Below are 15017 nucleotides of genomic sequence, written 5' to 3' on the forward strand. Positions count from 1 at the left end.
ATCGGTCACACCGGGTTGCCATTCGATCACCCGGAGCGCGCCCCGACCGGCCACCGGCGATCAGTACCGGCTGAATATACGCGCCATCCGGATCCCAAACGACCAGTTCCACCACAGGGTGTAGCCGTCATTGCACAAAGCGTTATCCTCTCCTGGATGCACGGCACCTGCGTGTCCCCCGGCGGGGGCATGGGGACGTGCTCTCCGCGCAGGCGGAGGTGACCCGTCCACAGTTCTGCCTCTGGGAGTCCCGTGTACCCACCCGTCCGGAACGACGCGCCCACCACCTCCAGCCCGTCGACCGCCACCCTGCGCACCGGCGCCCGACTGGACCGACTGTGGGCCGCCATCCGCGAGTTCCAGGTGCTCGTCCCCCAGCCCGCCCTCGCCGGTGCCGGCGCCCCCGTCGTGCCCGGCCCGCGTGCCCTCCCCGCCGCCCGCCTGGCCGCCACCGGCGCCCTGCTGCGCTCCACCGCCACCAGCGGCACCGCCGCGGGCGGCACCACGACCGGCACCCGCCGCGGCGTCGGCGCCCCGGCCCGCAGCCGCCCGCGCACCGACCGCGACACCGAGACCGAGCACAACCCGGTGATGGAGCTGGTCGAGCGCGCCCAGGCCGGCGAGAGCGAGGCCTTCGGCCGGCTCTACGACCAGTACTCGGACACCGTCTACCGCTACATCTACTACCGGGTCGGCAGCCGGGCCACCGCCGAGGACCTCACCAGCGAGACCTTCCTGCGGGCGCTCCGCCGGATCGGCACTTTCACCTGGCAGGGCCGGGACTTCGGCGCCTGGCTGGTGACCATCGCCCGCAACCTGGTGGCCGACCACTTCAAGTCCAGCCGGTTCCGGCTGGAGGTCACCACCGGCGAGATGCTGGACTCCAACGAGTGCGAGCGCAGCCCGGAGGAGTCCGTCCTGGAGTCGCTGGCCAACGCGGCCCTGCGGGACGCCGTGCGGCGGCTCAACCCCCAGCAGCAGGAGTGCGTCAACCTCAGGTTCCTGCAGGGGCTCTCGGTCGCCGAGACGGCGCGGATCATGGGCAAGAACGAGGGCGCCATCAAGACCCTGCAGTACCGCGCGGTGCGGACGCTGGCCCGCCTGCTGCCCCCGGACGCGCGGTGAGCCTGCTGCCGTGACGCCCCCAACCGACGGACCGTCACCCGGGCCCGTGCTCCGACACGGGCGGGTGAATGCGCGATCACATGATCAGTCGTGCGTAACCGACTCCCGGCACCGCTCGTTGGCCAGCCTGGAAACCCTCAACGGGCGTGCGGTCAAGCAGGTTCGGACCGCATCACCCGATGGTGTGGTTTCGGCCCGCCGAGACAACCCTCCGGCAGGCCACGGTGTCGACAACGACGAAGGGAGGTGTGGCCCGTGACGGCAAACGTGCTGGAGCACCGGCGGGCGAAGGCCTTCGCCGAGGCATTGGAGGCCCACCGGACGGACAACTCACCCGGCGGGGACGGACCCGACGGGAGCACGCCGGGCGGTGCCCACCGCGCCGGATCGACCGCGATGGCCGAGCTGCTGGCCGTGGCGGACACCCTCGGGGAACTGCCCGTACCGGAGTTCTCCGCGGAGGCCAAGGCGATCCAACGGGCCCAGCTGATGGCCGCGTTCGAGCAGGCCTTCGCCGGGGGCGGCACCCCGGCGGTGCCGCGGCAGCGCGGGCACCGGGCCGCCCGGGCGGCCCGCGGGCGCTGGGGCCGCCGGCTCGCGATCGGCGGGCTGGTCGCGGGCGTCGCGGTCGGCGGTTTCGCCGGCGCCGCGGCCGCCAGCGGCGGTGCCCTGCCGGGCGACGCCCTGTACGGCGTGAAGCGCGGCCTGGAGGGCCTCCGGCTGGACTGGGCCGGGTCCGACTCCGAGCGCGGCGCGCTGCTGCTGGAGCAGGCGACCACCCGGCTGGACGAGGCGCAGAGCCTGCTCCAGCGGTCCGGCTCGCCGGACACGCTGAGCCCCGACACGGTCGAGCAGGTCCGGCAGGCGCTGGACGACATGCACGCCGAGGCCCTCCGAGGCCGCGACCTGCTGCGTTCGGTGTACCGGAGCAACGGCTCGCTGGCGCCGATGCGTCAGCTCGCCACCTTCGCCTCGGGCCAGGACGACCGCTGGACGCGGCTGCACGACCGGCTGCCCGGCCAGCTCGGCCCGCAGGCCGACAAGGTCGACGAGCTGTTCGACGACATAAGCGAGGACGTCGCACCCCTGCACCTGGAGAAGCCCGGTCCGGGCGGCCAGCAGGGCACGGGGGCGGGCGACGGTCAGACCTCGGGGCAGGCGTCCGGCGGCGCCGTCCAGGGCGCCACGCAGGGCGGTTCGGGTGCGCCGACGGCGCACGGCACCGGCACAGCCCCGAACGGTGCCGCGCCGAGCACGGCCCCGCAGGGCGTCGGCGGTCTGGTCGACGGCCTCACCAACGGCCTGGGCGGCGGGCAGAGCGGCGCACCGGCCACCGGCGGCACGACCGGATCGGGCGCCTCCCCCGCCCCGAGCGGTTCGGCCACCGGGTCGTCGGAGGGTCAGGGGATCACCATCCCGCCGCTGATCCCCGGTCTGCTGCCCGGTCTCACGCTGGGCTGAGGCCGGCTCCGTCCCGAGCGGCCGTGGGATTCCCGAGCTCCCACGGCCGCTCCGGCGTCGGTGCACCGGTCAGAAGAAGACCGATCGCCGCTGCACCAGCAGCTTGTACAGGGTGTGCTGGATGGTCTCGCGGACCTGGTCGGCGAGGTTGAAGACCAGCATCGGGTCGTCCGCGGCCTCCCGCGGGTACCCGTCGGTCGGGATCGGCTCGCCGAACTGGATCGTCCACTTGGTCGGCAGCGGGATCGCGCCGAGCGGCCCCAGCCAGGGGAAGGTCGGCGTGATCGGCACGTACGGCAGGCCGAGCAGCCGGGCCAGCGAGCGGAAGTTGCCGATCATCGGGTAGGTCTCCTCGGCGCCGACGATCGAGCAGGGCACGATCGGGACACCCGCGCGCAGTGCGGAGGAGACGAAGCCGCCGCGGCCGAAGCGCTGGAGCTTGTACCGCTCGGAGAACGGCTTGCCGATCCCCTTGAAGCCCTCCGGCCAGACCCCGACCACCTCGCCGCGCTCCAGCAGCGCCTGGGCGTCCTCGTTGCAGGCGAGGGTGTGGCCGGCCTTGCGGGCCAGCTCGCCGGCGACCGGCAGCAGGAAGACCAGGTCGGCGGCGAGCATCCGCAGGTGGCGCCGGTGCGGGTGGTGGTCGTGGATCGCGACCTGGGTCATCAGTGCGTCGAGCGGGATGGTGCCGGAGTGGTTGGCGACGATCAGCGCGCCGCCCTCGGCGGGGATGTTCTCGACGCCGAGGACCTCGACCCGGAAGTACTTCTCGGCGACCGGGCGGAGCAGCGAGAGCAGCACCTCCTCGGTGAGCTCCCGGTCGAAGCCGAACTCGTCGACCTCGTAGTCGCCGGTGATCCGGCGGCGCAGGAAGGCCAGGCCGCTGGCGGCGCGGTCCTCCCAGCCCTTGCCGAGGACCTTGGTGGCGGTGGCGCCGAGCTGTCCGGCGAGCGCGCCGCCGACGGCGTCGGCCAGCCGGTCCGCGAAACCGCCGCCCTCCGGGCTGCCGGCGTGCCAGCTGGGCGCGGACTCGATCGGGATGACCTTGGCGTCGGCCGGCTCGGTCTTGCGGGCTGCGGTCATCGTGGCATCGGCTCCTGGGTGGGGCGGTCGTCCTGGCCGAGCAGGGCGGCCAGCCGGTCGGTGACGGCGGCGAGCCGCTCCGGGGGCAGCAGGCCGGCCCGCTGGGCGGCGACGAAGTCGGCGAACGCCTCGGCGGTGGTGAAACGGGGGGTGTGGCCGAAGGTCTCGCGGAGCTGCGTGGTGTCCACGACCCGGCCGTGGGTGAGCAGTTGGATCAGCTCGGGCGAGATGTCGGCCAGCCGGGTCTGCCGGACGAGCCCGGCGACCGCGCCGAGCGCGGGCCTGAGCAGCGGCACGGTGGGCCGGCCGAGTCGGCGGGCGCACTGCGAGAGCAGCAGGACGCCGTCGCCGGCCACGTTGAAGGTACCGGTGTTGGTGGTGCCCGGACGGGGGTCGAGGGCGGCGAGCCGGAGCACCTCGACGGCGTCGTCCTCGTGGACGAACTGCAGGCGCGGGTCACGGCCGAGCACGGTGGGCAGCACGGGCAGGGTGAACCAGGCGCAGAGCGGGGTGTCCCCGACCGGGCCGACGATGTTGGCGAAGCGCAGCACGGTGACGGCGACGTCGGGCCGGCGGCGGGCGAAGCCGCGGACGTAGCCCTCGACCTCGGCGGCGTCCCGGGCGAAGCCCCCGGCGGGCAGCTCCTTGGGCTGCATCCGCTCGTGGAAGACGGCCGGGTCGCGCGGGGCGGAGCCGTACACGCCGGTGGTGGACTTCACCACCAGGCGGCGCACCCCGGGGGCCTTCTGGCAGGCACCGAGCAGCTGCATGGTGCCGATGACGTTGGTCTCCTTGACCGTGGAGCGGCCGCCCGGGCCCATGGCGGAGACGTTGAGGTGGACGACGGTGTCGACGCCGTGATCGGCGATCACCCGGGCGACGGCCGGGCGGCGCAGGTCGACCCGGGCGAAGTCGACCCCGGGCGGCAGGTCCTCGGCGGGGGGTTGGACGTCGACCCCGACGACCTTGTCGACCCCGTGGGAACGGGCGATCCCGGCGGCGAACCGGGCACCGAGGTGCCGGGCCACACCGGTGACGAGTACGGTCCTGCCCACGCTGCTGCGGCCTCCTCGTGTCGCCCTGAGTGCACCGTACCGTGCGGATGTTTCCGGACCGTAGCGGCGCCACACCCGCGGGCTGCGGAGACACCACTGCCCGCCCGGGCAGCGCCCGGGCGGGCAGTTCGGACACCTGGTGCGCGCGAGGCGGCCGTCGGTGCAGCGGCTGGCCCCCCGCGTGAGCGGGAAGTAGTCCGGCCGCGGGTTACTTCTTGTTGCGACGCTGCACGCGAGTGCGCTTCAGAAGCTTGCGGTGCTTCTTCTTGGCCATACGCTTGCGACGCTTCTTGATGACAGAGCCCACGGAACAACCCTCGCTCACTCGGACCCCGTCCATGGGAGACGGGTGTCCATACGACTGACGGAGGGCCTAGCCTACCGTCCGCCCGGGGTAACCAGTAATCGTGCCCTGCCGTGTCAGGCCTACGCGCTCTCGAGCCGCACGTAGGACTCCTTCAGGTACGCGTGGACCGCCTGCTCCGGGACGCGGAAGGAGCGCCCGACCCGGATCGCCGGCAGTTCACCGCTGTGCACCAGGCGGTACACCGTCATCTTGGACACCCTCATGACCGAGGCCACCTCGGCCACGGTCAGGAAGACGACTTCCTGCAGGGGGCGTTCGCCTGAACTCATGACCATCACCGACCCTTACCCGTGTGCAAGGCACCGGCTTCCCCTCCGGTGACTCCACCGGCACACGTGTATGCCCAGAGTAGTTATGGGTGGTACCAGTGGGAAGAGGGGGATGCCCAGTCCTTGTACGGTGAGGCATCCCCCGATTGCAGTACGTAGCCGATCGGCGTATGGCGCAGGCGGACCGGCCGGTCGGCGCCGGCGGGGCGCTCGGGAGCACCGGCCCGGCGCGCGCGGCGCGGGCGCCGCGGCCGGGGACGGGCAGCAGGTCAGGGCAGCAGGCCGTGGTACGGGTAGACGGCGCGGCGGGCGGCGAGGATCGCCTGGTCGAGGCGGGAGGCCGGGTCGTAGCCGTCGTGGAAGTCCCGCCAGTCGGGGGCGGCGCCGTCGGTCATCCGCAGCGGTGCCTGCTGCCGGGTGCGGCGGTAGACCTCGGCGCGCCACTCCTCGGGGGTCTCGGCGGCCGGGTCGAGCGGGCGGCCGGCCGCGGTGGCGACCAGGTGGGTCCAGGTTCTGGGCACCACGTCGACCACCGCGTAGCCGCCCCCGCCGAGGGCGATCCAGCGGCCGTCGGCGTGCTCGTGGGCGAGGCCGTGCAGCGCCTCGGCGACGAGGCGCTGGGCGTCGAGGCTGACCGCGAGGTGCGCGAGCGGGTCCTCGACGTGGGTGTCGGCGCCGTGCTGGGTGACGAGCACCTGCGGGCGGAAGGCCGCGAGCAGTTCGGGGACCAGGGCGTGGAAGGCGCGCAGCCAGCCGGCGTCGCCGGTGCCGGCCGGCAGCGGCAGGTTGGCGGCGCTGCCGGGGGCGTCCGGCCCGCCGGACTCGGTGGACCAGCCGGTCTCCGGGAAGAGCGTCGCGGGGTGCTCGTGCAGCGAGACGGTGAGCACCCGGGGGTCGTTCCAGAACGCCTGCTGGACGCCGTCCCCGTGGTGCACGTCGACGTCGACGTAGGCGACCCGCTCGGCGCCGAGCTCCAGCAGCCGGGCGACGGCGAGCGCGGGGTCGTTGTAGACGCAGAAGCCGGACGCCCGGTCGGGCATCGCGTGGTGCAGTCCGCCGGCGAAGTTGACGGCGTGCCGGGCCTCGCCGCGCCAGACCGACTCCGCGGCGGCGACGGACTGCCCGGCGATCAGCGCGGAGGCGGTGTGCAGGCCGGGGAAGGCCCAGTTGTCGTCGGTGCCGAGGCCGTGCCGCAGGTCGGCGAGGTCCGGGTCGGCCGCGACCTTGCGGACGGCCGCGATGTACTCGCCGGTGTGCACCAGGCGCAGGGTGGAGTCCCCGGCGGCCGGGGCCGAGCGGACGGTGACGCCGGGGCCGCGGTCGAGCCCGAAGGCGTCGACCAGGTGCTTGGTGAGGGCGAGCCTGGTCGGGTCCATCGGATGACCGGGGCCGAAGTCGTACGCGGTCACCGCGTCGTCCCAGAAGAGGTGCAGGCCGCAGGGGTTGTCGTCGCGCTCGGCGTCGGGCATGCCTCCACCGTAGTGGGTGGCCGGGGCCGGGACGCAGGGGGCTCAGTGCGCCTGGGCTGGCTCCTTGGCCTCCCGGGCCGGTGCGGGGGCGAAGTGGCCGGCGAGCGGCAGGATCACCAGCACCAGCAGCATCGGGGCGAGCAGCGCGGCCCGGTAGGAGCCGGCGTCGCCGATCGCCCCGACCAGCGGGGAGCCGACCAGGAAGCCGACGTAGTTGAAGAGGTTGAGCCGGGCGACGGCGGCGTCCGAGTCGGCGGGCATCAGGCGGCCCCCGGCCGCGAAGACCTGCGGGATGATCGCGCAGATGCCGAGGTCGAGCAGGGTGAAGGCGGCGATCCCGGCCCAGGGCGCGGGCGAGACCGCGGCGGCGGCGAAGCCGAGGGCGGCGGTCGCCGCACCGACCCGGACGACCGCGACCGCGCCGAAGCGCTGCACCCCGCGGTCGCCGAGCGCGCGGCCGGCCAACATCGCCAGCATGTAGCCCAGGTAGGACAGCTTGGCGAGGTCGTCGGGGCTGTGCAGGGTGTCGGTGAGGTACTTGACGCTGTAGTTGGAGACCGAGGCGTCCGCGATGTAGGCGACCGCCATGGCGAGGCAGAGCGGCAGCAGCGGTCGCCACGGGACGGCGCGGCCGGCCGCACGGGCGGCCTGCTCGACGGCGTCGCCGAGTTCCGCCGGGCCGGCGAAGCGGGTGCCGACCAGCAGCGCCGCCGGGATCAGCACCGCGGCGGAGCCGGCGAACAGCGCGCTCAGCGGTGTCCCGCGGTGCGCGCCGAGCCCGGCGACGGCGGCACCGGCGATCCCGCCGAGGCTGAACGCGGCGTGGAAGCCGAGCATGATGCTGCGGCCGTACCGGTGCTGGAGGCCGACGCCGAGCATGTTCATCGACGCGTCCAGCGCGCCGACCAGCAGGCCGAAGGCGGCCAGGGCGAGGGCGAGCTGCCACAGGGCGGTGCCGACGCCGACGGCGGCGAGCGCCAGGCACACGGCGGGCTGCACGGCCCGCAGCACGGCGCGCGGGCTGCTGCGGCGGACCAGGGCCTCGGAGGCGATCGAGCCCACGCCGGCGAGGATCGGCACCGCGGCGAGGAAGACCGGCAGCAGGGAGTCGTCGAGCCCGTACCGCCGCTGGATCTCCGGGATGCAGCTGACCAGCAGGGCGAAGGTGGCGCCCTGCAGCAGGAAGCTCGCTGCCAGTGCGGCGCGCGCCTGCCGCAGCCGTCCGGTGGTCTCGGCCATGGGGCCCCCGCTACTGGTGGGTACCGACGTGTGGTGGCCGAGCGTAGGCCCTGGCGGGCCGTTCCGGGAGGGGGTCGGCGTCACACGGTGCGCGGGCGGCTCGTTCGGGCGCGCGTGCCCAGGAGGGCGGGGACCTCGGTGAGGCCGGTGATGAGGCCGGTGGCACCGGCGGCGGTGAGCTTGGCGGGGTCGGTGAGCGCGGCGTAGCCGTACACGTCCATGCCGGCGGCGCGGGCGGCGAGCACGCCGTTGGGGCTGTCCTCCAGGACGAGGCAGCGCTCGGGCGGCACGCCCATGGTGCGGGCGGCGTGCAGGAAGAGGTCGGGGGCGGGCTTGCCGACGCCGACGTCCTGGGCGCTGAAGATGAGCTCCTCCGCGAGGTGCCCGCGCAGGCCGGTGAGGTCGAGCGCGGTGCGGATCCAGGAGTGGTGCGCGGAGGAGGCCAGGCAGTACCGGACGCCGGACTGCTGCAGGGTCTTGAGCAGGGTCTCCGCCCCGGCGACCGGGCCGAGTCCGGCCTCGAAGGCGGCGAACACCCGGCCGTGGAAGAGGTCGTCGAAGCCCTCGGGCAGCCGGTCGCCGTGCCGTTCCAGGATCACGTCGTGGACCCGGTGCGCGGCGGTGCCCATGTAGTCCCGGTAGGAGTCCTCGACGGTGGTCGGGTAGCCGAGTTCGGTGAGGTACTCGGCCAGCACCCGGTTGGAGATGGGCTCGCTGTCGACGAGCACCCCGTCGTTGTCGAAGATCACCAGGTCGTAGCTCACCCGGTCGAGCCTACCGGCCCGGCACCGGGGCTCCGGTGCCGGGCCGCGGCGGGCTACTTGCCGCCGGCGGCCAGCTCGCGGGAGCGGTCGCGGGCGGCCTCCAGGGCACCGAGCAGCGCGGCGCGGACGCCGTGGTTCTCCAGTTCGCGGATGGCCGCGATGGTGGTGCCGGCCGGGGAGGTGACCGCCTCGCGGAGCTTGACGGGGTGTTCGCCGGAGTCGCGCAGCATGATCGAGGCGCCGATCGCGGACTGCACGATGAGGTCGTGGGCGACCTGCCGGGGCAGGCCGAGCAGGATGCCGGCGTCGGTCATCGCCTCGACCAGGAAGTAGAAGTAGGCGGGGCCGGAGCCGGAGAGGGCGGTGGCCGCGTCCTGCTGGGCCTCGGGCAGGCGGATCGCCTTGCCGACCGAGCGGAAGATCGCCTCGGTGCGCTCCAGGTGGGCCTCGGAGGCGTGCGAGCCGCCGGAGATGACGCTCATGCCCTCGTCCACCAGGACGGGGGTGTTGGGCATGACGCGGACGACCGGGGTGCCTGCGGCGAGCCGCTCCTCGAACCAGGCGGTCGGGATGCCGGCGGCGGCCGAGACGACCAGCCGGTCGGGGGCGACGTGCGGTGCCAGCTCCTCCAGCAGGGTGCCCATGTCCTGCGGCTTCACCGCGAGGATCAGGGTGTCGGCGAGCTTCGCCGCCTCGGCGTTGGTGACGGCGGTGACGCCGTGGCGCTCGGCGAGTTCGGCGGCGCGCTCCGGGCGGCGGGCGGTGACCAGGACGTCGGCCGGGTCCGTGCCCGCCCGCAGCAGGCCGGAGAGCAGGGCCTCGCCGATCTTGCCGGTGCCGAGGAAGGCGATCTTCTGTCCGGATGCGCTGCTGGGCATGGGGCCGCTCCTTCGTACGGTGCTGCGGCCATCCTCGCACCGGCGTGGTGCCGCGGGCCGGGATGTCCGAACCGTGGGCAGTGCGGTCGCGCACGGACGGGGCGGCAATGGGGTGCGCCGCCATCCGGCGGCGCCGGGGGTGTCCGTCCGCACCGTGCCGGGCGGCACGGCCCCGCCCGTACGGTCGGCTCTCCCCTGCTCTCCACCACCCCGAGGAGCTTCCCCCATGACGTACGACACGCCCGTGAGACGGTGGTGGGCGGCGCTCGCGCTGCTCGCCGTCGCCGCGGCGGCGGTGCTCGGGCTCGGCCACGGCGAGGCCCGGGCCGCCGGCACCGTCCAGGTCACCGGGTTCGGTTCGAACCCGGGCAATCTGCTGATGTACCGCTACGCGCCCGCCGGGCTGGCCGCCGGGCGGCCGGTGGTGGTGGCGCTGCACGGCTGCACCCAGTCGGCGTCGTACGGCGAGGCGGCCGGCTGGACGCACTGGGCGGACGCCTGGGGCTTCGCCGTGGTGATGCCTCAGCAGCAGTCCGCCAACAACTCCTCGCAGTGCTTCAACTGGTTCCAGCCGGGCGACTTCGGGCGGGACGTGGGCGAGGCGCTGTCGATCCGTCAGATGGTCGCGAAGACCGTCGCCGACCTGGGCAGCGACCCGGCCCGGGTGTACGTGACGGGCCTGTCGGCGGGCGGCGCGATGACGGCCGCCCTGCTGGCGGACTACCCGGACGTGTTCGCGGGCGGCGGCGTGGTCGCCGGGCTCCCGTACCACTGCGCCACCACGGCCGTGGAGGCCTCGGTGAACTGCATGACCACGGGCACCTCGAAGACCCCGCAGCAGTGGGGCGACCTCGTCCGGCAGGCGTACCCGTCGTGGACCGGGGCACGGCCGAAGGTCTCGCTCTGGCAGGGGTCCTCGGACTCGGTGGTGAAGCCGGTGAACCTCACCGAGCTGATGAAGCAGTGGACGGACGTGGCCGGCACCGGCCAGACGCCCGCGGTGAGCGACACCGTCGCGGGCCATCCGCACCAGGTGTACCGGGACGCGTCCGGCGCCGACCGGGTCGAGGTGTACTCGATCACCGGCATGGACCACGGCCAGCCGGTCGACCCGGGCGGCGGCGCCGAGCAGTGCGGCACCGCCGGGGCGTACGTGCTGGACGTGAACCTCTGCGCCTCCTACCGGATCGGCCGGTTCTGGGGCCTGGACGGCTCGGCGCCGTCGCCCTCCCCCAGCCCCTCGCCCTCGCCGTCCCCGTCTCCCTCGGGCGGTTCGGGCAGCACGCAGCTGACCGACGACACCGCCCGGGACGGCTACGTGAAGGCCGCGGCGGACGGCAATTCGCCCGCGGTGGGCACCCTCGCCGGCAGCCTGGGCCTGGCGGTGGGCCGCGGCACCGACGGCAAGCAGAACCGGGCGCTGCTCTCCTTCGACACCTCGGCCCTCCCGGCCGGCGCCACGGTCACCGGCGCCCGGCTCACCCTGGGGTATGGCAGCGGCAGCGGGGACCCGTGGGCCGCGGCGCAGCTGACCGTCGACGTGCGGGACGGCTGCTTCGGCGCGGCCTGCACCACCGGCACGGACGACTGGGCGGCCCCGGCGAGTGCGGGTGCGGCGGCGACGGTGGCCCGGTTCACCTCGGGCAGCGGGACCTCGGGCGCGTTCTCCGCGGCCGGGCTGGCCGCGATCCGGCCCGGGTCGACGGTGCAGCTGCGGCTGCAGTTCGACCAGGCGCTCGCCGCCACCGCGTACGTCTTCCTGCAGCGCGGTGCGGGTGCGGTGCTGACCGTCGACTGGACGCGCTGAGCCGGGTCCGCTCCTCCGGGCGCCCGGGGGCGGCGGCCCCCGGGCACCCGGGCGTCAGCGCTTGGTGCCGTCGACGATGACCGGCGAGCCGCCGGTGCCGCAGGGGCTGGCGTAGACCGGGTTCTTCTCGGCGGCGGCCTTGAAGGCCTCGATGCACTGGCTCATCAGGATCTTGTCGGTGAGCGAGTTGGCGATGGCGGTGTTGGCCGCGGCGGTGCTCTCGGACTCGATCTTCCGCTTCTCGGCCTCGGCCTTGGCGGTGCGGACGGCGGCCTCGGCCTGGGCGGTGGCCTGGTCCTGCTGGATCTTCTGGTCGATCGCGTGCTGCAGGCTGTCGCTGGGCTTCACGTTGCGCAGGTTGACGCCGTTGACCAGGATGCCGCGCGGCGCGAGCCGGGCGGTGATCAGCCGTTCGATCTCGGCGCTGATCGCCTCGCGCTCGGAGCTGTAGCCCTCGACGCCGGTGTGCTTGGCGAAGACGTTGCGGACGATCTCCCGGCTGTCGGGGTAGACCAGGCGCTTCTGGACGGCGTCGGTGTCGCCGGCCAGCTTGAACAGGCTCTGGGTGTGCTTGGGGTCCACCGACCACTTCACGGTGATGTCCGCGTAGAGCACGCCGCCCTCGGAGGAGCGGACCTCGACGGTGTCCTTGCCGGTGAGGTCGAGGTCGACCGGCCGGGTCGAGAAGGTGGAGACGTCGGTCAGCGGCGACTTCAGGTGCAGTCCCGGCTGCCAGGTACCGCCGACCTTGCCCAGGGTGGTGGGCACGCCCACCTCGTAGGGCGCGACCACGTGGACGACGGTGGCGAGGCCCGCGAGCAGGCCGAGGCCGACGGACACCAGGCCGGACGCCGTGGCCGCCCCGGAGTCGGTGACCCCGCGCCACCTCAGGACGAGCAGGACGGTGCCGACGAGGAGGAGCAGGACGGCGATGATCAGCATCTGGGGTCTCTCGGTGGACGGACGGGACGGCCGCAGCATAGGGAGCCGGACGCCTTCCGGAGGCCGGATTCAAATGATGTTCATATGAAGTCCGTGGCCCGCCGACGGTGCGTCAGCGCCCGCTCACGGACGGCGCCCCTCCCGCACGTCCGGCGCGGACCGGACGGCCCGCCCTCGGGGGAAACTCGGGGATCACCCCTATGGATTTCCAGGGACCGCCGGGAGCACGGTTGAGGCATGGGAAACGGAGATTTGTCGCGAAGTGAGAGCCGTCAGGTCGCCGTCGCCGCGGCGACCCTCGGCCCGTGGCGGACGGCTGCGGCCGTCGGGACGGTGGTCGGCGGTGCCGCCCTCGGGGTGGACATCGTCACCGGCAACTGGTCCATGGACATCCTCGCCGGGCCGGTCGGCCTCGGCCTGTTCTTCTTCTTCCTCGTCGGCACGGTCGGCGGCCGGCTCCGCCGGGACACCGGCGACCGGCGGCTCCAGCGCTGGGCCGAGGAACACCCCTGGCAGTCGGCGCTGCCCGCGGCCGGCGCGCTGTGGGTGCTGAACACCCTGGCGATGACCCTGCTCGGCAGCTCCGGGCTGTTCGCCGCGCTGTTCACCTCGCTGCTGCCCGCCGGGCTGCTGCTGGCGGTCGCGGGCGTGGTCGGCTCGGTCAAGCAGGCCCGCCGACGCGGCTGACGGGCCGTGGGCCGGCACGCGGCGGCTCCGCCCCGGCCGAACTGACGGAGCGCCTCGGCGCAGGCACCCGCGTCGAGTTCGGCGACGGATCCGTGCAGGGCCGGGACGCCCCCCGCTGTCGGGCGTGTCGGCCGCCGTCTGCATACTGTCCGGCGTGCCGACAGTCGACGACCCCGCCCCGCGCCCCGACGACCCGTTCGAGGACGTCGTCCTCGACGAGGACTTCGTACGCGCCGCCACGGTGAAGGAGCAGTCCGGGCGGGCCCGGATGCTCGCCGCGAAGTGGCAGCAGCAGCAGCAGCCGCAGCCCGAGCCGTGGCGGGCCTTTGCCGGTCCGGCTCCGGCACCCGCCCGTCGGCGCTTCGGGCGGCGGCCGAAGCCGGTCGACCCGTGGGGCCGGCGCCGCAGGCGCAACTGGCAGACCCCGGTGTTCGTGGTGCTCGCCGCCGCCGTCACCCTGGCCGCGCTCAACGTGGACCGCCTGAACGGCCGGTACCACCGGGGCGAGGACTCCTCGACGGCCGCCGCCGACCCCACCGCCCCGGCGGCCGCGCCGCCGACCACCGATCCGCAGACCCCGACCGTCGAGCGTCCCTGGGCCGGCTCGCCCGCCGACGCCTGGAAGGCCGGGGCGGACGCCCTGGTCCTGCCGCAGGCGAAGGCCGAAGGCGTCTTCGGCAAGGAGGAGGTGGCCGGGCTGCTCGACAAGGTCCGGCAGTACCTCGTCCTCACCAACCTCGACCCGAAGACCGTCCACGGCGAGACCCCGGCCGCCGCCCTCGCCCTGCTGGACCGCTCGTCGCGCGAGGACCTGGAGAAGGCGCTCGCCCACCCCGCCGTCGACTCGGACGCCGCCAACTGGCTGAGCCGCTTCGACCCGCGCCGGGCCGTGCCCGTCACGGACGTGGTGAAGGCCCGGGGCACCATGACCTTCGAGGGCGACGGCGACCGCGGCCTGCTGGTGCACACCGACTACATATTCGTGTACGCCCTGCGGCCCGGCCCGGACGCCGGCGAGCCGCGGCCCGGGCAGGGCACCGGCAGCGGCGGCACGGCCAAGCCGGTGGCCCTGAAGGCCGACGTCGCCCCGCGGGTGGAGCGGGAGATCGTCCGGCGCCAGCAGGACTTCCGCTTCTACAACCCCGCCCGGTACAAGGTGCAGCGCGGCAAGCTGCTGCTGGACAAGTGGACGGCCGACTTCGGCAACAACGTGTGCGGGATGGGCAGCGGCTACCTGGAGACGGACTTCACCGTCGACTTCGGCCTCGGCACCGAGGAGCCGCACACCGGCCCGACCGTCGACCCGTACGACCCGAACCGCAAGTTGGACGACCACGAGGGCTGCGGCACGCTGACGCGGAGCTGACGCACCGTCCGGGGTCAGTCGTCGCCCTCCGTGGGGGCGGCGCCCCGGACGTGGCCGAAGATCAGGCTGGTCTCGGTGTGCTGCACCGCGGGGTGCGCGGTGAGGTGGTCCAGCACGAAGTCGCGCAGCGCGTCGGTGTCCGCGACCGCGACGTGCAGCAGGTAGTCGTCCGCCCCGGACAGGTGGTACGCGGCCACCACCCCCGGCAGCCGGGGGATGCCGCCCGCGAAGCTGCCGATCTGCTCCTTGGTGTGCGCGTGCAGCCGCACCGCGATCATCGCCTGGATGCCGAGACCGACCGCGGCCGGCTCCACCTCGGCGTGGAAACCGCGGATCACCCCGCGCTCCCGCAGGGCTCGGATCCGGCCCAGACAGGTGGACGGGGCGATGCCCACCGCCTCCGCGATCGCGTTGTTGGGCATCCGGGCGTCGGCGACCAGCAGCCGCAGGATGGCCCGGTCGACGGGGGCGAGTTCGCGCTGCGGATTCTTCGGCACGGGGCCCA

Annotated in this window: 15 protein-coding genes; 5 read left to right on the forward strand and 10 right to left on the reverse strand. The window is 74.2% G+C overall.

Annotation, left to right across the window (positions count from 1 at the left end):
* The first annotated feature begins 327 nt into the window (after positions 1–327).
* Both AB0O09_RS07110 and AB0O09_RS07115 read left to right on the forward strand, forming a co-directional pair.
* Positions 328–1125, forward strand: a complete 798-nt coding sequence (locus AB0O09_RS07110) for an ECF subfamily RNA polymerase sigma factor, BldN family (protein ID WP_363540576.1) — start codon at positions 328–330, stop codon at positions 1123–1125.
* A 255-nt stretch (positions 1126–1380) separates the two neighbouring features.
* On the forward strand, positions 1381–2586 hold the full coding sequence (locus tag AB0O09_RS07115) for a DUF5667 domain-containing protein (protein WP_363540554.1): 1206 nt from the start codon (positions 1381–1383) through the stop codon (positions 2584–2586).
* A 69-nt stretch (positions 2587–2655) separates the two neighbouring features.
* Here the strand turns inward: AB0O09_RS07115 and AB0O09_RS07120 are convergent, their stop codons facing one another.
* The 8 genes from AB0O09_RS07120 to proC all read right to left on the reverse strand — a co-directional run bounded on the left by AB0O09_RS07120 (position 2656) and on the right by proC (position 9710).
* On the reverse strand, positions 2656–3669 hold the full coding sequence (locus AB0O09_RS07120) for a lysophospholipid acyltransferase family protein (protein ID WP_363540555.1): 1014 nt from the start codon (positions 3667–3669) through the stop codon (positions 2656–2658).
* Complete coding sequence (locus AB0O09_RS07125; protein ID WP_363540556.1) at positions 3666–4724, reverse strand: NAD-dependent epimerase/dehydratase family protein; 1059 nt, start codon at positions 4722–4724, stop codon at positions 3666–3668. Before AB0O09_RS07125 ends, AB0O09_RS07120 begins: the two co-directional genes overlap by 4 nt.
* Positions 4725–4932: 208 nt before the next feature.
* Positions 4933–5031, reverse strand: coding sequence for an AURKAIP1/COX24 domain-containing protein (locus AB0O09_RS07130; RefSeq protein WP_003948845.1), 99 nt, complete (start codon positions 5029–5031; stop codon positions 4933–4935).
* A 119-nt stretch (positions 5032–5150) separates the two neighbouring features.
* Positions 5151–5360 carry a helix-turn-helix domain-containing protein gene (locus AB0O09_RS07135; RefSeq protein WP_052390398.1) on the reverse strand — a complete coding sequence of 70 codons (210 nt, stop codon included), beginning with the start codon at positions 5358–5360 and terminating at the stop codon, positions 5151–5153.
* A gap of 269 nt (positions 5361–5629) precedes the next feature.
* Positions 5630–6829 carry an acetoin utilization protein AcuC gene (locus AB0O09_RS07140; RefSeq protein WP_363540557.1) on the reverse strand — a complete coding sequence of 400 codons (1200 nt, stop codon included), beginning with the start codon at positions 6827–6829 and terminating at the stop codon, positions 5630–5632.
* A 42-nt stretch (positions 6830–6871) separates the two neighbouring features.
* Positions 6872–8068, reverse strand: a complete 1197-nt coding sequence (locus AB0O09_RS07145) for an MFS transporter (protein WP_363540558.1) — start codon at positions 8066–8068, stop codon at positions 6872–6874.
* 80 nt (positions 8069–8148) lie between these two features.
* Entirely contained in the window at positions 8149–8832 is a 684-nt protein-coding gene (locus AB0O09_RS07150; protein WP_363540559.1) for an HAD family hydrolase, read from the reverse strand.
* A gap of 53 nt (positions 8833–8885) precedes the next feature.
* Complete coding sequence (proC, locus tag AB0O09_RS07155) at positions 8886–9710, reverse strand: pyrroline-5-carboxylate reductase (RefSeq protein ID WP_363540560.1); 825 nt, start codon at positions 9708–9710, stop codon at positions 8886–8888.
* A 226-nt stretch (positions 9711–9936) separates the two neighbouring features.
* Here proC and AB0O09_RS07160 point away from each other — a divergent pair, with 226 nt between their 5' ends.
* Positions 9937–11517 (forward strand): PHB depolymerase family esterase, encoded by a 1581-nt coding sequence (locus AB0O09_RS07160; RefSeq protein WP_363540561.1) that lies wholly within the window; start codon positions 9937–9939, stop codon positions 11515–11517.
* Positions 11518–11571: 54 nt separating this feature from the next.
* Here AB0O09_RS07160 and AB0O09_RS07165 read toward each other — a convergent pair whose 3' ends face one another.
* Positions 11572–12459 (reverse strand): prohibitin family protein, encoded by an 888-nt coding sequence (locus tag AB0O09_RS07165; protein ID WP_363540562.1) that lies wholly within the window; start codon positions 12457–12459, stop codon positions 11572–11574.
* A 252-nt stretch (positions 12460–12711) separates the two neighbouring features.
* Between AB0O09_RS07165 and AB0O09_RS07170 the strand changes: the two genes are divergently transcribed.
* Entirely contained in the window at positions 12712–13146 is a 435-nt protein-coding gene (locus tag AB0O09_RS07170; protein ID WP_344621343.1) for a hypothetical protein, read from the forward strand.
* 154 nt (positions 13147–13300) lie between these two features.
* A complete protein-coding gene (locus tag AB0O09_RS07175; RefSeq protein WP_363540563.1) occupies positions 13301–14512 on the forward strand; it encodes a hypothetical protein in 1212 nt (403 codons plus the stop codon).
* A gap of 14 nt (positions 14513–14526) precedes the next feature.
* Here the strand turns inward: AB0O09_RS07175 and AB0O09_RS07180 are convergent, their stop codons facing one another.
* Positions 14527–15009 carry an Lrp/AsnC family transcriptional regulator gene (locus AB0O09_RS07180; protein WP_344621341.1) on the reverse strand — a complete coding sequence of 161 codons (483 nt, stop codon included), beginning with the start codon at positions 15007–15009 and terminating at the stop codon, positions 14527–14529.
* Positions 15010–15017 lie beyond the last annotated feature (8 nt).

The organism is Kitasatospora sp. NPDC093679 (assembly GCF_040683455.1).
GTDB classification, from domain to species: domain Bacteria; phylum Actinomycetota; class Actinomycetes; order Streptomycetales; family Streptomycetaceae; genus Kitasatospora; species Kitasatospora arboriphila.